Source organism: Streptomyces sp. NPDC101152, assembly GCF_044768275.1.
Taxonomy (GTDB): domain Bacteria; phylum Actinomycetota; class Actinomycetes; order Streptomycetales; family Streptomycetaceae; genus Streptomyces.
Window position 1 is genome coordinate 1 of sequence record NZ_JBIWPO010000045.1, and the last position, 22,273, is coordinate 22,273.

General features: G+C 67.9%; 23 protein-coding genes and 5 pseudogenes. 16 read left to right on the top strand and 12 right to left on the bottom strand.

All coding sequences use genetic code 11. The features are described from left to right. The first annotated feature begins 317 nt into the window (after window positions 1–317). Complete coding sequence (locus ACIRVK_RS35885; RefSeq protein ID WP_404254674.1) at window positions 318–1,166, top strand: alpha/beta fold hydrolase; 849 nt, start codon at window positions 318–320, stop codon at window positions 1,164–1,166. A 270-nt stretch (window positions 1,167–1,436) separates the two neighbouring features. Here the strand turns inward: ACIRVK_RS35885 and ACIRVK_RS35890 are convergent, their stop codons facing one another. The 5 genes from ACIRVK_RS35890 to ACIRVK_RS35910 all read right to left on the bottom strand — a co-directional run bounded on the left by ACIRVK_RS35890 (window position 1,437) and on the right by ACIRVK_RS35910 (window position 6,445). Then, window positions 1,437–2,219: an MBL fold metallo-hydrolase gene (locus ACIRVK_RS35890; RefSeq protein WP_404254676.1), complete on the bottom strand. Its 783-nt coding sequence runs from the start codon at window positions 2,217–2,219 to the stop codon at window positions 1,437–1,439. Further along, window positions 2,216–2,758, bottom strand: coding sequence for an ester cyclase (locus tag ACIRVK_RS35895; RefSeq protein ID WP_404254678.1), 543 nt, complete (start codon window positions 2,756–2,758; stop codon window positions 2,216–2,218). Before ACIRVK_RS35895 ends, ACIRVK_RS35890 begins: the two co-directional genes overlap by 4 nt. Continuing rightward, window positions 2,755–3,861 carry a hypothetical protein gene (locus ACIRVK_RS35900; RefSeq protein WP_404254680.1) on the bottom strand — a complete coding sequence of 369 codons (1,107 nt, stop codon included), beginning with the start codon at window positions 3,859–3,861 and terminating at the stop codon, window positions 2,755–2,757. Before ACIRVK_RS35900 ends, ACIRVK_RS35895 begins: the two co-directional genes overlap by 4 nt. Window positions 3,862–4,034: 173 nt before the next feature. After that, complete coding sequence (locus ACIRVK_RS35905; protein WP_404254682.1) at window positions 4,035–5,594, bottom strand: acetolactate synthase large subunit; 1,560 nt, start codon at window positions 5,592–5,594, stop codon at window positions 4,035–4,037. Continuing rightward, window positions 5,591–6,445 carry an acetoacetate decarboxylase family protein gene (locus tag ACIRVK_RS35910; RefSeq protein WP_404254684.1) on the bottom strand — a complete coding sequence of 285 codons (855 nt, stop codon included), beginning with the start codon at window positions 6,443–6,445 and terminating at the stop codon, window positions 5,591–5,593. The genes ACIRVK_RS35905 and ACIRVK_RS35910 overlap by 4 nt, the downstream gene beginning before the upstream one ends. A gap of 185 nt (window positions 6,446–6,630) precedes the next feature. Between ACIRVK_RS35910 and ACIRVK_RS35915 the strand changes: the two genes are divergently transcribed. The 3 genes and pseudogenes from ACIRVK_RS35915 to ACIRVK_RS35925 all read left to right on the top strand — a co-directional run bounded on the left by ACIRVK_RS35915 (window position 6,631) and on the right by ACIRVK_RS35925 (window position 8,111). Then, complete coding sequence (locus ACIRVK_RS35915; RefSeq protein WP_404254686.1) at window positions 6,631–7,620, top strand: AraC family transcriptional regulator; 990 nt, start codon at window positions 6,631–6,633, stop codon at window positions 7,618–7,620. Window positions 7,621–7,662: 42 nt separating this feature from the next. Continuing rightward, a pseudogene (locus tag ACIRVK_RS35920) lies at window positions 7,663–7,747 on the top strand (IS5/IS1182 family transposase); the annotation flags it as partial. 4 nt (window positions 7,748–7,751) lie between these two features. Next, window positions 7,752–8,111, top strand: a complete 360-nt coding sequence (locus tag ACIRVK_RS35925; RefSeq protein ID WP_404254688.1) for a TetR/AcrR family transcriptional regulator C-terminal domain-containing protein — start codon at window positions 7,752–7,754, stop codon at window positions 8,109–8,111. Between the two features lie 125 nt (window positions 8,112–8,236). Here ACIRVK_RS35925 and ACIRVK_RS35930 read toward each other — a convergent pair whose 3' ends face one another. The 4 genes from ACIRVK_RS35930 to ACIRVK_RS35945 form a co-directional block, all read right to left on the bottom strand. After that, entirely contained in the window at window positions 8,237–9,391 is a 1,155-nt protein-coding gene (locus ACIRVK_RS35930; RefSeq protein WP_404254690.1) for an epoxide hydrolase family protein, read from the bottom strand. A gap of 581 nt (window positions 9,392–9,972) precedes the next feature. Next, window positions 9,973–10,890: an alpha/beta hydrolase gene (locus ACIRVK_RS35935; protein WP_404254692.1), complete on the bottom strand. Its 918-nt coding sequence runs from the start codon at window positions 10,888–10,890 to the stop codon at window positions 9,973–9,975. Window positions 10,891–10,952: 62 nt separating this feature from the next. Next, window positions 10,953–12,014 carry an alkene reductase gene (locus tag ACIRVK_RS35940; RefSeq protein WP_404254694.1) on the bottom strand — a complete coding sequence of 354 codons (1,062 nt, stop codon included), beginning with the start codon at window positions 12,012–12,014 and terminating at the stop codon, window positions 10,953–10,955. A gap of 263 nt (window positions 12,015–12,277) precedes the next feature. Continuing rightward, window positions 12,278–13,069, bottom strand: a complete 792-nt coding sequence (locus tag ACIRVK_RS35945; RefSeq protein WP_404254696.1) for an SDR family NAD(P)-dependent oxidoreductase — start codon at window positions 13,067–13,069, stop codon at window positions 12,278–12,280. Window positions 13,070–13,623: 554 nt separating this feature from the next. On the opposite strand from ACIRVK_RS35945, the gene ACIRVK_RS35950 reads away from it, so the two are divergent. Beyond that, complete coding sequence (locus ACIRVK_RS35950) at window positions 13,624–14,163, top strand: TetR/AcrR family transcriptional regulator (RefSeq protein ID WP_404254698.1); 540 nt, start codon at window positions 13,624–13,626, stop codon at window positions 14,161–14,163. A gap of 15 nt (window positions 14,164–14,178) precedes the next feature. Here ACIRVK_RS35950 and ACIRVK_RS35955 read toward each other — a convergent pair whose 3' ends face one another. Next, window positions 14,179–14,349, bottom strand: a complete 171-nt coding sequence (locus tag ACIRVK_RS35955) for a hypothetical protein (RefSeq protein ID WP_404254700.1) — start codon at window positions 14,347–14,349, stop codon at window positions 14,179–14,181. A gap of 62 nt (window positions 14,350–14,411) precedes the next feature. Here ACIRVK_RS35955 and ACIRVK_RS35960 point away from each other — a divergent pair, with 62 nt between their 5' ends. The 6 genes and pseudogenes from ACIRVK_RS35960 (at window position 14,412) to ACIRVK_RS35985 (ending at window position 17,557) form a co-directional block, all read left to right on the top strand. Further along, window positions 14,412–14,741, top strand: a complete 330-nt coding sequence (locus ACIRVK_RS35960; RefSeq protein WP_404254702.1) for an alpha/beta fold hydrolase — start codon at window positions 14,412–14,414, stop codon at window positions 14,739–14,741. Window positions 14,742–14,973: 232 nt separating this feature from the next. Next, window positions 14,974–15,990, top strand: a complete 1,017-nt coding sequence (locus tag ACIRVK_RS35965) for an NADP-dependent oxidoreductase (protein WP_404254703.1) — start codon at window positions 14,974–14,976, stop codon at window positions 15,988–15,990. A 53-nt stretch (window positions 15,991–16,043) separates the two neighbouring features. Then, window positions 16,044–16,271: pseudogene (locus ACIRVK_RS35970) on the top strand (hypothetical protein); the annotation flags it as partial. Window positions 16,272–16,684: 413 nt separating this feature from the next. Further along, the gene (locus ACIRVK_RS35975) at window positions 16,685–16,870 is read left to right on the top strand and encodes a hypothetical protein (protein ID WP_404254705.1); all 186 of its coding nucleotides are present in this window, start codon (window positions 16,685–16,687) and stop codon (window positions 16,868–16,870) included. Then, a pseudogene (locus tag ACIRVK_RS35980) lies at window positions 16,843–16,950 on the top strand (MarR family transcriptional regulator); the annotation flags it as partial. The gene ACIRVK_RS35975 and the pseudogene ACIRVK_RS35980, both read left to right, overlap by 28 nt. A 322-nt stretch (window positions 16,951–17,272) precedes the next feature. Beyond that, entirely contained in the window at window positions 17,273–17,557 is a 285-nt protein-coding gene (locus tag ACIRVK_RS35985; protein WP_404254779.1) for a hypothetical protein, read from the top strand. A gap of 99 nt (window positions 17,558–17,656) precedes the next feature. On the opposite strand, the gene ACIRVK_RS35990 is transcribed toward ACIRVK_RS35985, so the two are convergent. Further along, on the bottom strand, window positions 17,657–18,934 hold the full coding sequence (locus ACIRVK_RS35990) for an IS701 family transposase (RefSeq protein WP_404254707.1): 1,278 nt from the start codon (window positions 18,932–18,934) through the stop codon (window positions 17,657–17,659). A 348-nt stretch (window positions 18,935–19,282) separates the two neighbouring features. On the opposite strand from ACIRVK_RS35990, the gene ACIRVK_RS35995 reads away from it, so the two are divergent. The 3 genes and pseudogenes from ACIRVK_RS35995 to ACIRVK_RS36005 all read left to right on the top strand — a co-directional run. Beyond that, a complete protein-coding gene (locus ACIRVK_RS35995; protein ID WP_404254781.1) occupies window positions 19,283–19,576 on the top strand; it encodes a hypothetical protein in 294 nt (97 codons plus the stop codon). 113 nt (window positions 19,577–19,689) lie between these two features. After that, a pseudogene (locus ACIRVK_RS36000) lies at window positions 19,690–20,025 on the top strand (DUF6192 family protein); the annotation flags it as partial. A 19-nt stretch (window positions 20,026–20,044) separates the two neighbouring features. Beyond that, window positions 20,045–20,136 (top strand): annotated as a pseudogene (locus ACIRVK_RS36005) (IS5/IS1182 family transposase); the annotation flags it as partial. 121 nt (window positions 20,137–20,257) lie between these two features. Here the strand turns inward: ACIRVK_RS36005 and ACIRVK_RS36010 are convergent. After that, on the bottom strand, window positions 20,258–20,776 hold the full coding sequence (locus ACIRVK_RS36010) for a helix-turn-helix domain-containing protein (protein WP_360523769.1): 519 nt from the start codon (window positions 20,774–20,776) through the stop codon (window positions 20,258–20,260). A 172-nt stretch (window positions 20,777–20,948) separates the two neighbouring features. On the opposite strand from ACIRVK_RS36010, the gene ACIRVK_RS36015 reads away from it, so the two are divergent. After that, complete coding sequence (locus ACIRVK_RS36015) at window positions 20,949–21,581, top strand: isochorismatase family cysteine hydrolase (protein WP_404254709.1); 633 nt, start codon at window positions 20,949–20,951, stop codon at window positions 21,579–21,581. 107 nt (window positions 21,582–21,688) lie between these two features. Then, window positions 21,689–22,246 (top strand): SRPBCC family protein, encoded by a 558-nt coding sequence (locus ACIRVK_RS36020; RefSeq protein ID WP_404254711.1) that lies wholly within the window; start codon window positions 21,689–21,691, stop codon window positions 22,244–22,246. The last annotated feature ends 27 nt before the right edge of the window (window positions 22,247–22,273 follow it).

Sequence of the window (22,273 nt, forward strand, 5' to 3'; positions counted from 1 at the left end):
AGAATCCGCACCGCGCTGCGTGCCGATGCCCGGTGTCCCGCTCCCGCGCCGTCGCGCCATCGACGTCAGGGCGGCGGCACAGGACGGTGAGGAGAACTCAACCATCGACAGGGGCAGTCGTCGCGGTAACCACCGACCCAAGCCGTGACCACGCCGACCGTCGGCTGCCCCGTCGTCACCCCTCCGCGCGATAGGCCCCGCCGTTTCACGGACGGGTCCTCGCTAAGAGATCCGCAAGCCGACAAGGCGGCCGGCTGACGCCCGCCTCAACAGACCTCATTTCTCGGGCGCACCGGCAAAAGGGAGAAGCACCCTTCATGAGTACCTATCTGGCGGACAAGGCCGAGGATCTGTCCGTGGAAGGCGCTTCCGCAACGTTCACTTACCGGCGGATCGGGCCACGGGGCGGCGTCCCCCTGGTCCTGGTGAGCGGCTTCCGCGGGACCATCGACTGGTGGGACCCGGAATTCCTGGATCTCCTGGCCGCCGACCACGACGTGATCCTCTTCGACAACGTCGGGATCGGCTACACGCCCGGCGAACCGCGCGATTCCGTCGAAGGATTCGCCGACGGAGCCATCGAATTCATCGAGGCCCTCGGCCTGGCGCAGGTCGATCTGCTCGGCTGGTCCATGGGCGGCTTCGTGGCCCAGCACGTGACGCTGCGGCGGCCCGGCCTCGTCCGCAAACTGGTCGTGGCGGGCAGCAGTCCGGGCCGGGTGCCCGAGGCGCCGCCCTTGGCGGAGAAGGTGCAGGGCATCATGTCCAAGCCCGACGCCGGCGCGGAGGACATGCTCTACCTGTTCTTCCCCGAGACCGCCGCGGGCCGCGCCGCCGGGATCGAGCACCTCACCAAGGTCTCGACACGACTGGCCGCCGGCGGCCCCGCCGTGTCCGAGACAGCGGCGATGCGCCAACGCGATGCCATCGCCAAGTACATGGCGGTTCCCTTCGAGCAGGTACGGGCGAACCTGGAGGCCATCAAGCGGCCCGTCCTGTACGCCAACGGCGTCCGCGACGTGATAGCCCCCGCCCTTGCCTCCTACATCGCCGTCCAGCACCTCCACTCGGCCACCCTGGTCCTTTACAGCGACGCCGGCCACGCCTTCCTGTTCCAGCACGTCAAGGCCTTCACCACCGAGGTGGCCAGCTTCCTCGCCGTCTGACCGCGCCGACCGAAACGTCGGCACGCGACTCGGGCGGCAGACCGCTGACACCGGATCAGACACCTGCTGGCCCCTTCTGACCGTGCGAAGTGCCGCCTGACCCGACTGCCGGTCATCACCACCGAACGCCTCCGGGGCCGGCCCGACGGTGACCCGGCGCACCTCATGATCCGACCCCGTTCTCCCAACAGACCTCGGGTGGTGCGCGTATCGGGTGCCGTCGACGGCCGTCCGGCGCCCTGGCCTTGCCCGGTCGGCGCTACGTCCGACTCACGCAGGGTGTCCTGCGCGCGTCTTCTCCAGCAGCGCCCGGTCGTGGGAGTTCACGATCACGAGGTCGGGTTCGCCCCGCTCGTACAGCTCGGCGAGGCGGGCGTGGTTGGCGCGGACGCGCTTGATGTCGTACGCGACCATCCGCTCCATGGCGCGCAGGGACGTGGGGACCGGTGAGCGGCCGTCGAGCGTGCCGTGGTGGTAGAAGGCGTCGCCCGCGTGCAGTATCCAGCGGTCGCCGGCGTCCACGGCGACGCAGGCGTGCCCGCGGGTGTGGCCCGGCAAGGAGAGCAGGACGATCCCCAGGGAGATCCCGTCCAGTTCCTTGGCCACTGCGAACCCCCGCCACCGCTCCCCGTCCGGTGTGTGCTCGACGATCTTCGGGCCGTGCGCCCACTGGGCGGCCTCGTAGCGGAGTTTCTCCCGCCGGGACGGCGCGATCATCGAGGCGAGAGCCTCGGCTGCCGTGACGTGGACCTGGGCGTGCGGGAAGTCGGACAGGCCGCCGATGTGGTCCACGTCGAAGTGGGTGACGACGATGTGCCGTACGTCCTCGCGCCGGAAACCGAGCCGCTCGACCTGGCGGGCGGCGGTCTCCTCAGGGTCGAACACGGGCCGGATCATCCGGCGGGCCGGTCCGACGCGCTTGTGGTCGAAGACGTCGTCCAGGCCGAAGCCGGTGTCGACGAGGGCCAGGCCGCTCTCGGTCTCCGCGAGGAGGCAGTGGCACACCATGTCGGCCAGCTTCATGCTGCCGCAGTTGAGGTGGTGGACTCTCATGGCAGTACGGCTTTCGGGGTGTGGACGAGGGCGGGGTCGGGTTCGCCGCCGGCTTCCTTGAGCAGGCCCCGCACGAAGCGTGCGGCCAGGATCCAGTTCCGCGGTCGCCTCATGTCCAGGCCTCCGATGAGCTGTTTCAGGAGCGTGAGGCTGTCGAAGTAGATGCGTTCGCAGACCAGGTCGTCGTTGGCGTCGAAGATGAAGTACGCCGTCATGCGCACCCGGAAGCGGTTGCCGGTCGGGGGAATCGCCCCGAGGGGGCCCAGGTGGGTGCCCAGCAGCCAGAACTCGACGATGACGGCGTCGTCAGTGTGGCGCAGAGCGATGATCTCGTGGTCCTGGTCGGGGAAGGCGGCACGGCTGCCGTGGTAGTAACCGCGGACGGCCCGGTCGCCGTCGTGCACCGTCATGGTCGGGATCAGCTCGTAGCGTGGGTGGGGGAAGGTGGCCAGGACGTCGTCCCAGTCCTGGCGGACCTCGTCGTGGAAGTGGTCCAGGACGAGCTTCTGGCGGGCCTTGCGGATGTCGTCAGTGCTCATGAGTGGGTGATCGCCTTGTGGGTGAAGGTGGGTGCGGTGCCGGGGTTGGCCCAGGAGGCCGTCAGCTCGCTGGACGGGAAGAACTGGAGGAAGCGGGGGTCGGTCTGGGAGCGGTCGACCAGCGTCTTCTCGAGGATGAGTGAGTTGTACTGGTCTGCGGTCGTCTCGATGGTGTTGGCGTTGAGGACGACCTCCTGCCGCCAGTTGCGGGCCCAGCGGGCGATACCGGGCATGCGCGAGTGCTCGGGGGTGAGGCACTCCGCGGCGATGGCGTTCTCGCTGGAGGCCCAGATGCCGGTGTCGGTGTTGAGGACGAGGGTCTGGTTGCCGAAAACGTGCCCCGGGGTTTCCACGATGGCGACCCCGGGGCCGAGGATCAGGGAGCCGTCGACGGGGAGGAAGGCGTCCGGACGTACGTCCTGGTACGTCTCCGGCTGGTACCAGGGCTGTTGGAGGGGGTGCAGCTGGGACATGGACAGCATCTCGTGCCGTTGCACGATGACCTTGGCATGAGGGAAGGCGGGCTCGACCGCGTTGTCGCCGTCGAGGTCGCGCTGCGGGCTCGTGGTGCCCACCCAACGGCGCAGGTCCTGGGTGTGCAGGTGGTCGAAGAGGAGATAGTCGACGTCCTCCGGCCGGATGCCGAGCCGGGCCAGATGGCCGAGGACCGTGCCGTGCTCGGTGACGAGCAGGGACCGCAACATCCCCGGAGTGCGTCGGGCGAGCGCCGCGAAGTACGGTGTGTTCTGGCCGAGTTCGTGGTCGCTGGGTTCGAACAGCAGCACCCGCTGCCGCCCGTCGCTCTCCGTCCACCGTACGACCAGCATGCGGTTGGTGATCGCCACGAACGGCGCGATGGCAGAACTGGCCCGGAACAGGCCGAACTTGGTCGGGTAGGGAAGGGTGATGAGGTCGCAGGTCGTGACGCTGTCCGGAGTGCCGGTGGCGGCGAACTCGGCGCGGAAGTCCTTCGCCCGGGTCCGGGCCCAGACCAGCTTGGCGCCGTAGCCGCCGGGGACCTCGACGAGTCCGTCAAAGGTGGTGATGCGGGTGCCGGTCGTCGGCAAGTCGACGACGTCGGTGTCGTGCCAGGCGAGCTTCATTTCTCCTGCTCCTCCTCCGGCCAGCAGATGTTGTCGATGGGGTTGCCAGCTGCTCGCTGGGGAGTGTGCGCGAGGTCGGTTCATCTCGAGGGAACCGGCCTCCCGGGACCAGACCCCGCACAGGGTGCTGCCCCGGTTGAGGTGGTGAACCCTCATCCCCGGCGCCTCCACGCTCAGAGTGCCAACGTGGGTACGACGACCTCGACGAGGTGTGGCCCGGGCTCGGCAATCGCCCGTTCGAGTGCCTCGTTGAGTTCCGCGGCGGTATCGACACGGACCGAGGGCACACCGAACCCTTCGCCGATCTGAACGAAGTCGAGGTGGGTATCTCCCAGATCCAGCTGGGCTTTCGCCTTGGGGCCCGCTGCCTCGGCGCCGACCCTTTGGAGTTCGAGGTTGAGGATCGCGTAGGAGCGGTTGTTGAAGATCACGACGGTGATGTCGAGCCGCTCCCTCGCCATGGTCCACAGGGACTGGATCGTGTACATCGCGGATCCGTCGCCTTCGAGCGCGAAGACCGGACGATCCGGGCAGGCGACAGCCGCGCCCACGGCGACCGGGAGCCCCTGGCCGATCGCACCACCTGTCAGAGTGAGTACGTCGTGGCGTGGCGCCCCTGCGGTGTGCGCGGTCAGGGACAGCCCCAAGGTGTTCGACTCATCGGAGATGATCGCGTGTTCGGGGAGCACAGCGCCGATCGCCTGACAGACCTTGTCCGCGGTGAGCGGTCCCGTCGGCTTGTCCGGCCTGAACGGCCGCGCGACCGGTGGTTGGACCTCCCACGCATCCACGGCATCCGCGAGCGCCTGCAGGGTCCCTTGAATGTCGTCGGTGGGTGCGACCAACTCATGGACCTCGCACCCGTCGGGAACGAGACAGCTCTCCTTGCCCGGGTAGGCGAAGAAGGACACGGGTGCCTTGGCGTCGACGAGCAACAGGTGGTCGAATCCCTCAAGTTGCGTTGCCGCGAACTCGGCGAGGTAGGCAAGGCGTTGTACCTGTGGGACGCCGGCCCCACGCTCCCACCGGGTCGGGAAGACCTCGCCGAGGAGTGTCGCCCCGGTTGCTCCCGCTATCCGGGCCGCCAGGCGCAGGGCGTCTGCTCGAAGTGCGCGGCCGCCGAGAAGCAATGCGGTCTTCTGGCGGACCGCCAGGGCCGCGGCGCCCCCCGCGATCGACGTCGCCGGCACCGCTGACGGTGGCGTCACCGACGGCGGTGCGCCGGGCTCGGCGCCCTCGTTCCACGAGACGTCAGCGGGCAGGATCAATGTGGCGACCTGCCCGGGTGATCCGTGAGCGGCCTCGATCGCCTCGGCGGCGTCGCGACCCAGTTCCTGCGCGGACCGAGAGGTCCGAACCCAGGGGGAGACGTTACGAGCGACGGTCTCGATGTCGGACTGCAACTGGGTGTCGTACGGAACGTGGTGCGTAGCGTGATCGCCGACGATGTTGATCACCGGCACCTTGGCTTTACGGGCGTTGTGCAGGTTGGCGAGCCCGTTCCCGAGTCCGCACCCGAGGTGCAGCAACGTCGCCGCGGGGCGATCAGCCATGCGCGCATATCCGTCCGCGGCGCCCGTCGCCACACCTTCGAACAGAGCGAGAACGGCACGCATGTTCGGCTCGGAGTCCAAGGCGGCAACGAAGTGCATCTCCGATGTGCCGGGGTTGGTGAAGCACGTAGTCACGCCGGCATCGACCAGCGTTCGCATCAGTGCCTGGGCGCCGTTCATGAACTCGCGGACCCCGCTCCGATGGGGTCGAGCTCGGTGCGGAAGGCGCTGCGCCATTCCGTCCACTCCGGCAGGGGGACCACCTTGTCGGGAAGGTTCGACACCAAGGCGTACTGGGGCACGAAGATCGCGCCGACGGAGTGTGCCGAGACACCGAGCTCCCGCAGCTCGTCCGCGACCGGATGGGAGCCGAGCACGAGTCGAGCGTGGCCGGGACCAGGCAGGATCGTGGCGGTCGCCTCGAGCTGGTACGGAACGTGGTACATCGCGTTGTCCACGGGGCTGACGGAGTAGCAGTGGAAGTCGCGGCGGAGGGTCTCGTGCGGACCGTCCGAGCGCTCGACCGCCAACGTGAAGATCGGGACGCCGTCCTGGCTGACCTCGGCGATCCGCTCGGTAGCGCTGTCCGAGTACTGGACATCAGCCGTGACCTTGGGAAAGCCGAGAACGTCGCGTCCGACCAAGAGTGCCTGAGCACTGTCCACGGCGATGTGGACAATGTATGTGCCGTTGCCGGGGAGTTGGTCCGCCTCGGTGATCGAGGCCACCGGCACGTTCTCACCGGGTGACCGGTGGACCGGGATACCGCAGACGAACTCGCGATACGGGTCCAGGTTCTTCTCGAGGTACTCCATCACCTGAACGGTGATCAGTGCGTGTTCCGGGGTGACAAGAACGGGGCGAACGTCGGTTTCCGGCATCAGCGCCTCGACCTTGGCCGCGTCGATGAGGAAGTGTCCGACGAACGAGCTGGCCCGCTCGGTCAGCAGCGGCATCCGCACGGACGTTCCATCGCTGAGCCAGTGCGTTCCCTGCGTGCCGTCGTCGACACCCATGATGGATTTCGTCATTGAAACCAACCTTCAGATCGTCGGCGGTAGGCACGGTCGTGGCTTCCGTTCCGCTCGCCTCGCTGGTTCTGACGTTAGGAAACCGCCCGGGTCCGGCAGAGGCTCCCAGCGGCCGAATACTTACTCGGATCGGCAATGTATGAGAGCGTCGGGTTCGTGATGGATCGGCGCGTATGGCGGCTCCCGTGGGGACCCTGCTCACTGCACGATTCGGCGAGGAGCGCGGGGTCGGACTCGACACCTGTCTGGCCGGGACTGGTCTGCGGCCCGATCAGCTCGCCGACCCGGCGCTCGAGGTGACCGCGGAGCTGGAGCTCGCCGTTTCGGCGAACCTCGCTCGTGCGCTCGGGAACCCGCCCGGGCTCGGGATCGAGGTCGGCACGCGCTTTCGCCTGACGTCGTACGGCATGTGGGGTTTCGCGCTCATCAGCAGCCCGACGCTTCGTTCGGCCCTCGATGTCGGCCTGCGGTTCATGGACCTGACCTTCGCGTTGTGCGAGATCGAGGCACGACAGGTCGGCAGTGAGGTGCATCTGGTCCTGAGCTGCGACGACCTGGCGCCCGAGCTGCGGCGCTTCGCGGTCGAACGTGAAGCAGCGGGTATACAGACCATCCAGCGTGACATCTTCGCCACGCCCCGTGCGCTCGACCGAGTGAGTTTCGCCTTCCCGCCGCCGCGGCAGGCATTGAAGCTCTACCGGGACGTGTTCGGCATCGCGCCGGAGTTCGACGCCGACCAGAATGCGTTGGTGTTCGATGCCGGCCTCTTGGACGTTCCGCTGCCGCAGGCAAACGAGCTCACGACGGCGCAGGCACTGGAGCATTGTCGCGAAAGCCTGGAACGCCGGAAAGCACGTGGCGGCCTGTCGGGTCAGGTCCGCGACGTGCTTGTCGCGCACCTTTCGGATCCACCGAGTGCGGCGCAGGTCGCTGATCAGCTGCACATGAGCGCACGCACCCTACGGCATCGGCTCGCGCAGGAAGGCACGTCCTTCCGTGTCCTGCTGGACGAGGTCCGCGAGCGTTTCGCTGAGGAGTTCCTCGGCCATGGACTACGCGTCACCGAGATCGCGTCGCGGCTCGGATACGAAGAGGTCTCAAGCTTCTCCCAGGCGTTCCGCCGCTGGAAGGGGATGGGGCCCAGGGCCTACCGGGCCGCCACCGGCGTACTCTGAAGCGTGTCGCAGAAGGCTGTGGAGACGTTCACGGGACTGCGGATGAAGCAAATTCGAGCGGGTGCTGAAAGCGGTGCGGGAGCGGGGTGGCGACGGGCCGCGGATCGGCCGTCCGTGGTGTCCCCCCTGGTGTGCACCCGTCCCTCGCAGTCCCGGCCCTTCTGCGCGCGGTCCGCTCGGCCCTGACCGGCTTCGCCGAACTCGGGCCGGAGCCGGGGGAGATGGTGTACGCGCTACGCGCCTGCACGGCGTTCGTCGTCGGTTCGATCATGCGAGGCCTTTTGCTCACCGTGGGCGCGATGGGCCCCGAACGGGTGCGGGAGCGCGTCGCCGAGATCACCGCGCCGGGCGACCCCCTCCTGACCTCCATCGCCCCGTATCTGGCGGTCAGCGACGCGGACGCCGAGTTCGAGGACGGACTCGAGCTACTGATCGACGGCCTCGCCGTACGGATCGGCAATTCCGGTCGGAGAGTCACCGGCAGTCGGTAGCACGCACCCAGGTCAAAGGACTTTGTGACAGACCCGCCGGGCAACCGGCCAACTGTCCGGCCGGATGCCCGCGCCCGGCCACCTACGCATCCCCCGGCGGGGAAGGGAGGCAGCGTTGAGACGACTCAGTGGGACAGTTCGCGGAAGAAGGTGCGGATGTCGCCGACGAGGAGTTCCGGTTGTTCCATGGCGGCGAAGTGGCCGCCGCGGTCGAACTCGGTCCAGTGCACGATGTGGTCGCGTTCCTCGACGGCACGGATGGGCAGGAGGGAGTCGTTCAGGAAGACCGCGACGCCCAGCGGGGTGGGCGAGTGGAGAGGGTAGCTCGATGAGTTGGCTTCGTCGGAGTGGGCGACCTCGTAGTAGAGGCGGGCCGATGAGGCTGCGGTGTTGGTCAGCCAGTACAGCGTGACGTCGGCGAGCATGAGGTCGCGGTCGACTGCGCCCCCAGGGCGGCCGGTGGGGTTGTGGGTCCATATCTGGAACGTCTCGGCGATCCAGGCGAGTTGCCCGGCCGGAGAGTCGGCCAGCGCGAAACCCACGGTCTGCGGCCGGGTCGACTGGTCGTCCCACCTTCTCCGGTTGCGTTCGTATCGGGCCTTGTCGTCCTTGCTGAGGCGATCGAGTTCCGCGGGTGTTCCGACGGGATCGGACGGCAGGAAGTTGACGTGCGCGCCGATGACGTGGTCGGCATCGACGTGGCCCAGTGCCTGGGAGACGAACGAGCCCCAGTCGCCGCCCTGAGCGCCGTAGCGCTCATAGCCGAGGCGGGCCATCAGCTGCGCCCAGGCGCCGGCTGTCCGTGTGGGTTCCCAGCCGCGTTGGGTGACCGGGGTGGAGAACCCGAATCCGGGCATGGACGGGATGACCAGGTGGAAGGCGTCAGCGGGGTCGGCGCCGTGTGCACGCGGGTCACTCAGGGGGCCGATCACTTGCAGGAACTCGAAGAACGAGCCGGGCCAGCCGTGGGTGAGGACCAGCGGGGTGGCGTCGGGCTCTGGTGAGCGGATGTGCAGGAAGTGGATGTTCTGGCCGTCGATCGTGGTGGTGAACTGCGGCAGTTCGTTCAGCCGCCTCTCCCAGACGCGCCAGTCGAAGGTGGTACGCCAGTACTCGGCCAACTCGGCCAGGTAGTCGACCGGGACACCCATCTCCCACCCCGTGCCGGGAATCGCGTCGGGCAGCCGGACCCGGCCGAGACGGTCGTGGAGATCGTCCAGGTCGGCCTGCGCGATGTCGATGCGAAACGGGCGGATGTCGGTGTCGCTGTCGCTTGTCATGTCCTCACTGGTTCCGTGTGGGTACAGATGCCGAGGTGGGGGGAAACTCGCCGATGCCAGCTGGGGAAACGCTTCCGTCGGCACGACTCGTCGGCTACTGGGGCAAGGTCCGAGACACGGTGTCCGGGGCGGTCGACATGCCGGAGACGACCAGGGAACCGGGCGTGCGCAGGCCGGGTCGGGTAGCCGTGGCAGCTCTTGCCGGTCGTACTCCAAGCAGCCCCTGGTCGGGGAGGTTCTTGTTGAGGTAGTCCGCGGTGACGCTCATCCGCGCATCGCCGTTCTCCCTCCACCAGTAGGGGAGAACGGCGTGCACGGACTTCAATCCGACCCTGTCCAACATGCCCGACGCCCCGATGCCGGCCGCCGATCATGTACGTGCGGTCCACACCCTCGGGCGTGGCGACGCCATTCGTCACCAGGGTCTGTGCCCGCTTCACCAGAGCAACGAACCAGGTGTTGACGACGTAGCCGTTCTCCTCCTTGCGAAGGAGGATGGGCAACACGTGGCCGAAGTGGAGAACGCAGAACTTCGCCGGACGGCCGGTAGCCGACATCTTGTGACTGCCGAGCCGGGTCGGTCAGAGCTTCGTCTTCTCCCGGACCCACGCGCCGATCTGTGCGATGGCGGCGTCGGCCTCGGGAACGCGGCCGGCTCCGTAGACGTACGAGTGCTGGCCTCCGGGGACGACCACGGTGGTCGTGTCGATTCCGGCGTCCTTGACGCGGGCGGCGAACTCCTCGTCCTCGCCGGCCAGGACCTCGTAGGTGCCCCAGGAGACGAGGGTCGGGGGCAGACCGCTCAGGTCCGCCCGGTTCAGGTTGATCCTGGTGTCGGTGAACTCGATGCCGGTGCCGCCGACCCAGGCGTCCCGGAAGAAGGCCAGCAGCTCCTTGTTGAGTATCTTGTCCGTCCCGGCGTTGGTCTCCATGGTCTTGTTGGCGATCTCGAGGTCGCACCAGGGAGAGATCGACACGATGGCGCCGGGCAGGGGCTGCTTCTTGTCGCGGAGGCGAAGGGCCAGGGCGACGGCGATGAACCCGCCGATCGAGTGGCCGATCGTGATGATGCTTCCCGGCGCGTACCCTTCGGAGAGCAGCCAGTTGAAGGCCGCCTCCGCGTCGTCCACCTGAGCGGGGTACTTGTGTTCCGGTGCCCGCCTGAAGTCCATGACCAGTACGGGCGCCCCGGCGGCCTTGGCGATGTGGCCTGCGAGCTTGCGGTCGACGACCGCCGACGAAAATACGGAACCCCCGGCGTGACCGTGCAGGAGGACGTAGTCGGTGTTGGCGTCGACGGGTTCGCACCAGATACCCGGCACGCCACCCGCGTCCACCTCCCTGTAGGTGACGTTTTCCGGCTCCCGCGCCATGAGATGGGAGCTCTCCACCCGGGTGCGAAGCGCGTCCAGTTCGGACTCCGGAATCACCATCGCGGCGAAGAAATCCGCGAACGCGGTTGCTTCCGGGCTCAGTTCGACTGCAGCGTGATCAGACATGTGATACCTCCATGGGCCATCCGGGCATACCGGCCCGTCAGGACCGGTATCGCCGTGGTTTGTCAGGCAGTGAGGGTGGGGTAGTCGGTGTAGCCGGTCGCGTCGCCGCCGTAGAAGGTGGCGGGGTCGGGGGTGTTCAGCGGCGCGCCGGTTCGTACGCGCTCGACGAGGTCGGGGTTGGCGAGGGCCATGGTGCCGACGGTGACGATGTCGGCGACGCCGTCTTCGACGTCCTTGGCGCGGGTGGCGATGTCGGTGCCGGCCCGGTTGAGGACCAGGGTGTTCGGCCAGAGCTTGCGCAGGGCGTGCAGGGGTTCGTCGTCGCCGCCGTGGAGGATGTGCAGGTAGGCGAGGTCGAGCGGGGCGAGGGCGCGCAGGAGGGCGGGGTACAGCTCGTGGGTGTCGCTCTCGGCGATGTCGTTGTACGGGTTGCCGGGGGAGATCCGGATGCCGGTGCGGCCGGCGCCGATCTCGTCGGCCACGGCGGTGGCGACCTCGACGGCGAAGCGGATGCGGTTCTCGATGGAGCCGCCGTAGCGGTCGGTGCGCTGGTTGGTGTTGGTGGCGAGGAACTGGTGCGGGAGGTAGCCGTTGGCGCTGTGGATCTCGACGCCGTCGGCGCCGGCCGCGATGGCCGCCGCCGCCGCGCGGCGGTAGTCGTCGACTGTGGCGGCGACTTCCTCGGTGGACAGTTCGCGCGGGACCGGCATCTCCTTGAGCCCGGTCGCGGTGAACATCTCGCCCGACGGGCGGACCGGGGAGGGGGCGACCGGCTGGCGGTGATGGGGGGTGTTGTCGGGGTGGGCGATGCGTCCCGCGTGCATGAGCTGGATGACGATGCGTCCGTCGGCCTTGTGCACGGCGTCGGTGACCTTGCGCCAGCCGGCGATGTGCTCCTCGGTGTAGATGCCCGGGGTCACCGGGTAGCCCTGGCCGTCGGCGTTGGGCTGGGTGCCCTCGGTGATGATGAGGGCGTGCGAGGCGCGCTGGGCGTAGTACTCGGCGTTCAGGTCGGTCGGCACACCCTCCGGTGTGGACCGGTTCCGTGTCAGGGGGGCCATCGCCAGGCGGTGCGGCAGGGAGATCTCCCCGGCGACGATCGGGTTCCACAGGGCGTTCAACATGGATGTTTCCTCAAATGAAAGGGTGAGAGAGAACTGCGGGTGGTGGGCTGTCGCGAGTAGCGCCTGCGCGGCAACCGGCCGGATGGGCCCGGTGACCATCCACCGTGGAAGGCAGACCGCGTGGCGGGGCGGTCAGCGCGCGGACGGGCTTGGCGCACACATGACCGCCACCATTGCGGTGTTGAGCCCCGGCTGTTCGTACAGGGCGAGGACGCCGAGCGCGCTGTCACAGAGGGACTCACGTACCGGAATCGGAGTGGCGGTCAGCCGCGGTAGCGAGCGGCCGGGACCTGCCGCGACAGGTTCGGGACGAGCGCCTGACGCGCCTTCTCGAAAGACTCCCAGTCGCTGATCTGGGGCAGTGACGGGATGGTGACGGGCTCACCGGCGTCGAGGCCCGCGAGCGCCGCGTCGACGGCGTCGTCCACGCTCATGATCCACTCGTCGGGAAACGCCTCAAGGTCGGCGCCGGAGCCGTCCCAGAACTCCGAACGGACAGCGCCCGGCAGCACGGCCTGCACCGTCACGGGGCTCTCGGTGAGCTCTTGCTGCAGCGCCTGGGTGAAGGTCAGCACATAACTCTTGGTGCCGCTGTAGACAGCGCTGACGGGCAGGATGTTAAGAGCCAGGGCAGAGGAGACGTTCACCACGGTGCCGTGCCCGCGGGCCGTCAGGCCCGGCAGGACCGCGGTGGTCAGTCTGGTCAGCGAGGTCACATTGAGGTTGATCAGCGCCTCGGAGGCCGCGGCGTCGGAGGTCGCCAGCGGCGTGAACAGCCCCCCGCCGGCGTTGTTGATCAGTACCTCGATGCTCTCATCGGTCCGCAGACGCTCCTCGACCACGGAGATCTGCGCCGCATCGGTGAGGTCGGCGGTGACGATGTCCACCGCGCGGCCCGTGCGGCTGCGGATGTCCGACGCCAGCGTTTCCAGCCGCGTGGTGTTCCGCGCCACCAGGATCAGGTCGTAGCCCCGGTCGGCAAGCCTCTGCGCGTAGGCGGCACCCAGGCCGGCGGACGCGCCGGTGACGACGGCGGTCTTGTTCTGCGTGGTCATGGGGGTGGATCTCATTTCTGGTGGCGGATGAGTAGGGGGTCAATGCGTCGAACCCACTTTAGATTACGATAGGTATCTAAAGGCGTCCAGTCAACGGTCTCCCGATGCAGTCACCCACGCCCGCGGCCGGAGGCTGCTCGACGTGCATGCAGGTACCAGGGGCGGCCGCCGATCGGGTTCGGATGGGCGACCTTTCTGGCGCATGGTCACCCTGGACGCGTTTCATGTACTGCCGCCGACGCGGGCACGGTGAACGACACCCCTGCGGAGACCCGCACCCCGCACGCACTCCCGGTGCAACGCGAGCCGCCTCCAGGCGGCGTCACCCCCCAGCCGCTCGACGAAGGCGTCGCGCGATCGGAAGCCGCTTCCGGTCCGGGTGCGGGTCCACGAGCTCCTCGCCCTTGCGGCAGCGAGAAAGAGTCGTACGGAAAGAGCCCACGTACGGAAAGTGGAGGCGACGGCCGGCCGGCCGGTACTTCACGTATGATAGATGTACTTCAGTATCTAACGTGGGCAGGTGAGTGATGAGTCGCGTTTCGCAGGCACAAGCGATGGAGAACCGCAGGCGCGCGGTCGCCGCTGCCTCCCAGCTCTTCCGGGAGCGCGGCGTGAACGGCATCAGCGTCGCCGATCTGATGAAGTCCATCGGGCTCACCACGGGCGGCTTCTACAAGCAGTTCCCGTCCAAGGAAGCCTTGATCGCCGAGGCGGCTCAAGCCGCTTTCGGAGACCTCGACCAGCTCCTGGCCTCGTTCGACACGGAATACGGCGATCACGACACCGCGCGCGCCGCCCTCGTCGACTTCTACCTGTCGGCCGAGCACCGTGACCAGCCCGGCACGGGTTGTCCCACCGCGGGATTCGCAGGGGACATGGCCCGCGAGCCCACAGCCGGGGAGGTGCGCGAAACGTACGCGGCCGGAGTCGAGGAATTCGCCGCGTGGATGTCCACCGACGCCACCGACGGCCTTCCGGTCGTGGCCACTCTGGTCGGCGCGATCCTGCTCGCCCGGGCCACGGCGGGCACAGAACTGTCGCAACAGATCATGGAGTCGACCCACAAAGCCCTCACCGCGCCACACGGGCCTTGACCCAAGGCCGGGTAGTCAAAGGGCTTGCAGGCTTGCAGAGCAATAACTCGCGGTCTTGATCTCTGGTGTGATGGTGATGTTTGCCTCGCGCGCCAAGTCGAACAGGTCGTTCAGGGTGACGAGTTGGCGTTCGGCGGGGTCGAGAGCGCGGTCTGCGGTTGCCAGCAGTTCCCGGATGTCCCTCAAGCGCCGGTTGATTGGCTCGGGCAGACGCTGAAGAGGGTGGCGACGGCGACCTGGGGCAGGCCGTGCCGGTAGAGGAGGACGGTGGCCAGAAATTCAAGGAGTGGACCGACCCCGCCGCGTCATCGGCCCGCTTCTACTACGAGGTCACCCACCCGGCGAACCGCCTGCAGCCGTCGGCCGACCCCGTCGGAGCCCGGCCAGAGCGGTCACCCACCCTGCTGGGTGTCGCGGTCTTCCCGCACGAAGCCCTGCCCATCCGCGCCCTCGCGGAACGCTTCGCCAATGTCGTGCACTGGACCGAGTTCGACCGCGGCGGCCACTTCGCCGCCATGGAACAACCCGAACTGCTCGTCGGCGACATCCGCACCTTCTTCCGGGAACTGACCCACTGAGTCGTCACGCCGTCGCACGCCGCGCTCTCCAAGCCGAGGTCGGAGGCGACCGGGACGTCCTGACTTCGCCAAGCCGTCGCCCGTTCCAGCGAGCCGTTCGAGGCCGGCACGAGGCTCGCCCGGTCGCACTTCCTGCCGAAACATCCGCCCTACGGGACGCTTGCAAACCTCTCGACGGCAACCTAGCATTATGATCATAATTCAATTGTTTCGCCGAAGGGACTCGATCCTCATGTCCGAGCAGCCTCTCCCCACCACCGGTCGCGCCTGGCACCTGGAGAACCGCCCCACGGGAACGCCGGTGCCGTCCGACTTCGCGCTGCGCGAGGTGGAGATCCCCGCCATCGACGCGGGCCAGCTCCTGGTCGCCAACGAATACCTCTCGGTCGACCCCTACATGCGCGGCCGGATGAGCGACAAGAAGTCCTACATCGAGCCGTTCGAGGTGGGCGCACCGATGGACGGCACCGCGGTCGGCCGCGTCCTGGCGTCCAATGCCGAGGGCTTCACTCCCGGCGACTACGTGACGCACTTCCTCGGCATGCGCGACTACGCGGTCGTCGACGCGCCGACCGCCCAGAAGGTGGACCCGGACCTCGCGCCGCTCTCCACGTACCTGGGCGTGCTCGGCGCCACCGGCCTCACCGCCTACATCGGGCTGACACGCTTTGCGAAGATCAAGGAGGGCGACACGGTCTTCGTTTCCGGCGCGGCGGGCGCAGTCGGCAGCGCGGTCGGCCAGATCGCCAAGCTGCAGGGCGCCGGCCGGGTGATCGGCAGCGCGGGCTCGGACGAGAAGGTCAAACTGCTCACCGAGGAGTACGGCTACGACGCGGCGTTCAACTACAAGAACGGGCCGGTCGCCGAGCAGCTGGCACAGGCGGCGCCGGACGGCATCGACGTCTACTTCGACAACGTCGGCGGCGAACACCTGGAGGCTGCGATCGGCGCGCTCAAGCTCCACGCCCGTATCGTGCTGAGCGGAATGGTCTCGCAGTACAACGACGAGAAGGTCGTCGGGCCGCGCAACCTGTGGAACCTGGCCGTCACACGCTCGGACCTGCTCACCTTCATGGTGACCGAAGAACTCGACCTCCTGCCCGACTTCGTCCGCGACGTCGGTGGCTGGATCGGCGCCGGCAAGCTGCACTTCCAGGAGACCGTCATGGAGGGCCTCGAGAACACCATGGAGGCCTACCTCGCACTCATGCGGGGCGAGAACGTCGGCAAGATGATCGTCAAACTCTGAATCGGCCGTCACCGGACTCAGCGAGGAACCTGGGCCAACTCCTCATGTAACAGCGTGAGTTGTACGAGGCGATTACCTCCGGCGCCGCGGAGCGGGCCCGCGCGCACGCACTGACGCACCTACGGACCAACTACCGGTCGACGGTGCGGCAGCTTTTCGGGGAGACCGGGGAGATGGCTGGACGGCCTCCTCGGGCCCCGCGGTTTCCAAGTCGCGGATCTCACCGAGGAGTTCGCCGATGCCGGTTCGCTGAGTGGGGATCTCTGTGTGCGCGGCCTTGAGCGCGGCCTCAGCGTTCAGAGCGCGTTCACGCCAGGTCGCCTCGCGTTCGTCGTCCTGGGCGGCGAGGGTCCGTGACCGGTGTTCGCTGGTTTGGGCCATCGCCGCGGAGATGGCGGTTCTGGCCTCGGGGTTGTCGTAGCGCGCCCTGCTGACCCGGCTCGTTCCCGCCGTGGTCGTCGTGTCCCTGGTCCCCGACCTGATGATGTTCTTCAGCGTCTACAAGCCGCACGCCGACGCCGCCTACCTGCGCGCCCTGCCCTTGAACAACACCCCCCGCTGCTGACCACGAGTGACTCCCTCCTCGCCGGCGGGGAACGCCCCAGCCCTTGCTCCGTCCAGCCGTGGACCGGCAGGTACACCCATGCACGAGACAGCCGCCGTCGCACGTGAAGCGTCAAATTATCGTGGGGGTATGAACACCGACGAGCCGAACTGGCTGGACGACGAGGAACAGCAGACCTGGCTCGCCATGGTCGGCATGCTGATCAGCCTCCCCGCCGCTCTGGACGCCCAACTCCGCGCGACGCCGGCATCTCCCGCCACGAGTACCAGGTCCTCGCCGGACTCTCCATGTCCCCCGAGCGCACCCTGCAGATGAGCGACCTGGCGGAATTCGCCGAAGCCTCCCTCTCCCGGCTTTCTCACACCGCCAAGCGCCTGGAGAAAAAGGGCTGGCTCACCCGCACCCCCGACCCCGCCGACGGCCGCTTCACCCTCGCCATCCTCACCGACGCCGGATGGGACAAGGTCACCGCCACCGCCACCGCCCCCGGCCACGTCGCCGAAGTACGCCGCCTGGTCATCGACCCTCTGACCAAGACGCAGGCCAGGCAACTGCGGGAGATCATCCGCCGCGTCACCGACGCCATCGACCCCGGCCGCACCTCCCCCCGATGCTCCACCCCTGACCCGCACCGCTCACCCGCCCGTGCCCCAGGCGGCCTGCGGCGCACTGATCCCCACCCCACACCCACCCCCGCAGCCGCCACGGAGACCCACCATGCCCGACCCGCTGAACCCCGCCAGCGCCTACGACGCCTTCCTCCCCGACGCCCTCACCCGGGCCGCCGCACACCGCCCCTGGACACCGGCCGACGGACCCCTGCCCGCGATATACCTCAGCCACGGCGCCCCGCCCCTCTTCGACGACGGCCGCTGGCTGCGTGAACTCTCCGACTGGGCCCTGTCCCTGCCCAAGCCCAAAGCGATCGTGATCGTCTCCGCGCACTGGGAGGACGCCCCGCTGATGCTGTCGGCCCCCGCGGCCGGTACACCGCTGTACTAGTAGGACTCCGTTAGGTTGCTCTGGCTCTTGGGTTCTGGCTGGTGGTGGATGTTCTGGGCAGGGGGCGGTGGCAGGTGGTGCAGGTGCCGGTCCAGCAGTTCAGCAGGTCCTGGATGGCGTCGAGGATCTGGTAGAGGGTGAGTTGGCTGTATCGGCTTTTGGGGCCAGGCGCTGTTCCGTCAGGAACGCGTGGGCGGCGGTGACCAGGGTGACGTGGTGGTGCCAGCCGGTCCAGGAACGGCCCTCGAAGTGGTCCAGGCCCAGGCCGTGTTTGAGTTCGCGGTAGTCGTGCTCGATGCGCCAGCGGATCTTGGCCAAGCGGACCAGTTCGGCCAGCGGGGTGTCGGCGGGCAGGTTGGACAGCCAGTAGTCGGTGGGTTCTCGGGCGCCTTCGGGCCATTCGACCAGCAGCGTCACCTCGGGCAGGACACCGTCCCAGTGGCCGTGTTCGGCGGTGGCGGCGGCCTGGGCCAGGCGACGGGATCGGATCCCGGCCGGCCGCACCCGCAGAGACAGAAAATGCGAATGCAGCGGTCCGCGGGAGCCTTCCCGCCAGGTCACCTCGGTGAACGCCTGCTGCCCGCGGCCGGCCGCCAGCGCGGCGACCCGGGACGGCTTGTCGCGGTAGCGGGGCTGCGGCTTGCGGCCGTTCCCGGACCACACCGGGGCGGTGGGCTGCGCGTCATGTGGGTGAACGGTCACGTCCGACCGGATGGCCACGACATAGCCGATGCCCCGCTCGCTCAGGCCTTCGCGGAAGTCGGCATTCTGCCCGTAACCCGCGTCGGCCACCACCACCGGCGGCACCAGACCCCATCCCGCCAGCTCATCGAGGGTGTCCAGGGCCAGACGCCACTTCTCCCGGTGCCCGACCTCTGGCGGCATCCCGGTCTTCTGCCGCCGTGCGGCATCGTCGGCCCACTCCTGGGGTACGAACAGCCGCCACTGCAGCGGACAGGACGCGGTGTCGGAGACCGCGTGCACACTCACCGCGACCTGGCAGTTCGCCTGCTTGCCCAGCGCACCGCAGTACTGGTGCGCAACCGCCACCGACATCCGGCCGTCCTTGGGAAACGACACATCGTCGACCGCCCAGGCAGCCGGGCGGATCTGCGGCAGCATCCGCTGCGCGATCCGCCGCCGCACCGGCACCGGATCCCAGGTCGACTGGTTCACGAACTGCTGCAGGTTCTGCTCGTTGCCGTCCGGCAGGCGCTCCGCCATCGGCTGGATCGATTTGCGCCGCCCGTCCAGCATCAGCCCCCGCAGGTAGCAGTCACCCTTCGCCCGCTGATCCTTGCGCGGCACCGACGCGAACACATCAGCGACGAATAACTCCAACTTCGCCCGAGCACGGTTCACTTCATGTGCGTCCACACCCCCAACATGCCCCCAACCAGGACCGAGAGTCAGACGTAACGGAGTCCTACTAGGACTTCGGCGGCTTTCACCGCCGCTACTACCAGATGCGCTACGCCACCCCTGAGCCACCGGCCTCGCCGCCCGCCTCGCCGCGATGATGCCCGACACCGAACCCCTCCACCAGCACCCCACCCGCGGACTCGACCACGGCGCCTGGATCCCCCTGATGGCCATGTATCCACTGGCCGACATCCCCGTCGTACAGATGTCCATGCCCACCCACGACCCCCAGCGCCTCCTGGCCCTCGGCCGCCGCCTGGCCCCCTACGGGATGAGGGCATCCTCGTCATCGGCTCCGGCTTCATGGTCCACGGCCTGCCCCACATCACCCGCGACATGTTGCTCCACGGCACCGTCCCCGCCTGGTCCTCCGGCTTCGACGACTGGGCCGCCGACACCCTCGCCCGCGGCGACGTCGACGAACTCGCCTCCTACGCCACCCACGCCCCCGGCATGGCCTACGCCCACCCCACCCCCGAGCACTACCTCCCCATCTTCATCACCCTCGGCACCGTCCAGAACCCCGAACAGCCCGCCCGCGCCGTCATCGACGGCTACGTGGCCGGCCTCGCCAAACGCTCCTTCCAATTGCACTGACCCGCACCGCCTCTGCCTTCGACTCCAGGGGGAGACTGGCGAGGTCCGCCTGCGCTCCCAGTGACTGCAGGACGAGCACCACCGCATCGAACTCAGCTGACCGACAAGCGGCCCTGACGCTCTGGCTTGATCCAAAAGGAGAGCCCCACTGCTCGTCCCAGGCGGCTTGTGACCTGCTGCGACGGCCCGAGGCGGCATTCAAGGCGGAGCGGGACCGGGAGGCCCGCTCCGCGGTGAATCAGGCCCAGTTCGACCAGGCCGAGTTCGTCGAGGAAGACTTTGAGGAAGAACTCGGCGAAGACGGTGAGGACGGCGCGCTCGATGACCCGATCCGCATCGTGCACGGGTTTCGCCGGGCGATGGAGTTCACCGATTTGATCGGGGTCTGCCAGGGGTTTGTCGCCGGGGCGAGTCGGCTGGTGCCGCGGCTGCGCGGGCAGGAGTTCACCGAAAGCCAAGGCCCAGCCCACCGGCGGGAGACCCGAGAAGCACCCGCGGCGCAACATCGTGGACGCCATCTGCTACATCAACGACAACGGGCGAAGTGGAGGGCGACACCGCTGTTTTCCAGGCACCCAGGCACCCAGGCCCCCGAAGCGTGACACGCAGGCGTGTGCCGTCGGCAGACGGGATCCCGCATGGCTGACGACTCCGCGGCCGTCGTGACCCCGAGGGGGTAGGTCAGGTTCGGCGGGCCTCGGCGTCCCGTCTGGCGGCTGCGCTCCTGCCCTCGCGTTCCCGTGCGAAGGCCGCGCTGAGTTCACCCGTCACTTCGTTCATGGTGAAGGGCTCGCCGCACCCTTCACACACGGTGCCGCTCAGACCCACCTCGCGACCGCATGTCTTGTGAATGTGGTGGACGGCGATCCCTTCCCCGGGCTCCTTGCACCAGGTCTCGCCCCATGCACGGAGGGCGAGCAGCACCGAGGCGAAGGCTTCGCCCTTGTCGGTGAGGTGGTACTCGTAGCGGCGGGGCCTCTCGCTGTACGCACGGCGTTCGAGCATGCCGTCGGCCTCCAGCCGCTTGAGGCGGTTGGTCAGCATCTGCGGCGAAGCCAGGGTCTGGACCTGCAATGTGTCGAAGCGGCGGTTGCCCATCGTCAGCTCCCGCATGATCACGAGCGTCCAGCGGTCCCCGATCACCGCGCTCGACCGCGCGACCGGGCACTGAGTGCTCGTGATCTCTGACCAGCCACCCATACCGACGTCCTCCTCGTGAACTCGTTCCGCCCCCCATCATCGCAGAGATCGAACGAGTTTCTATGGAAAATAGAGTTGGTAGCTATGTTTTTTTGAGTTACTCTGCGGATGAGCCGAGAGAGCGTCCATGTGACAAGACGTGGACTCCTCGGCACTTCTGGAGGCACCACTCATGACCGATACGCAGTACGACCCGGCGCACACGGGGCTGCTCCTGATGGACCCGTACAACGACTTCCTCTCCGAAGGGGGCAAGGTTTGGCCCATGGTCGAAGAGGTCGCCAAGGAGGTCGGCCTGCTCGACAACCTGCGCGCGGTGATGGCCGCCGCGCGTGCGGCCGGCATCCAGGTCTTCGTCGTCCCGCACCGTCGCTGGCGCGAGGGCAACTACGCGAACTGGAACTACCTCAACCGGGACCAGGCCGCCAGCAAGCAGAACCGGGTGTTCGAAGACGGAGCCTGGGGCGGCGACTGGCACCCGGACTTCGTTCCCCAGGCGAACGATGTCGTGGTCCACGAGCACTGGGCGCAGAGCGGGTTCGCCAACACCGATCTCGACTTCCAGCTCAAGAAGCACGGCATCACCCACGTGGTGACCATAGGCATGCTGGCCAACACCTGCATCGAGTCGACCAGCCGCTACGCCATGGAGCTGGGCTACCACGTGACCCTGGTACGCGGAGCGACCGCCGCGTTCACCCGGGAAATGCTGCACGCGGCCCACGAGCTGAACGGTCCGTCGTACGCCCACGCCATCCTGAGCGCTGACGAGATCGTCACCGCCTTCAAGGGCGCACACGTCTGACGCTCACCACAGAACCGTCCAACGGGGGCGACGTTTCCCGATTGCAGATGCACAGGTGACTCACTGCTCATGCGGTGCGTTGCGTTGCGCTGAGAAAGGATCAGATCTTGTCGAACGACCAGGTGTTGGACAGTGCGGTGATCAGCGAGACAGCGGAGACGGCTACCGTCGACGCGCCGATCGAGGCCGTCGACATCGCTGACTGGGTGCTGAACCTGCCCGACGCGGAGTACCGGCGCTGCGCGCCGGGCGAGCACATCGCTGCGGGCCGGACCACCACGGATGACGGGCGCCCGATGTCCATCAACGTGGAGAACATCGGCGGCACCCTCGTCATCCAGCACTACGTGGTCGAGGTGCACGAGCCGCACCACTGCCACCTGGTGTCACTGTCCGATGCGCAGACAGAACAAGGCTGGATCAAGGTCCAGGCCACCTGGGACCTGCGGGTGGAGCCGAACGATGACGGAACCTGCCGTCTGACCAACACCGTGACCACCCACGCCACCCAGGGGTTCCTGGACGCTCTCGCTGAGGTCGGCGTGAGCTTTGACGACGCCGCCGCGCAGTATCATCCCGCGATCGTCGCCCACAACCAGCACGAGACTCCGCTCTTCGCGGCCAGCATGGCACGCAAGGCACTGGCCAAGCCGGTCGCGAGCTGATCTCTCCGTCTCGGCGGCCACTGCTGC